This is a genomic window from Paraburkholderia sp. J10-1, from assembly GCF_905220165.1.
In the GTDB taxonomy this organism is placed as follows: domain Bacteria; phylum Pseudomonadota; class Gammaproteobacteria; order Burkholderiales; family Burkholderiaceae; genus Paraburkholderia.
The window spans coordinates 1-232 of the sequence record NZ_CAJMYW010000100.1 but is presented as its reverse complement, the minus strand read 5'-3'; the positions used below and the strand labels follow the sequence as shown (position 1 = coordinate 232).

At 66.4% G+C, this 232-nt stretch carries 1 protein-coding gene; it reads right to left on the bottom strand.

The genetic code is table 11. The features are described from left to right. The coding region (locus U5A65_RS40885) for a hypothetical protein (protein WP_321949755.1) at positions 1–232 on the bottom strand (232 nt) is incomplete at both ends.

Genomic DNA, 232 nt, shown 5'->3' with positions numbered 1-232 from the left:
TTGACCGGTGCTCAAACCCGAAACCTGTGCGCTCGTCAGCAGGTTCACCGACAGCGTCGCCAGCTGCGACGTCGTCAGCGCGTTGAGCGCCGTCGAGGTCAGCGACTGCACTTGCGACGAGCTCAGCTGGCCGATGCCTGCCGAACCCAGTGCCTGCACTTCAGTCGTGCTCAGCGCGTTCAGGTCGGCGGTGCCGAGCTGGGCGACCTGGCTGGAGGTCAGTGCCGCGATG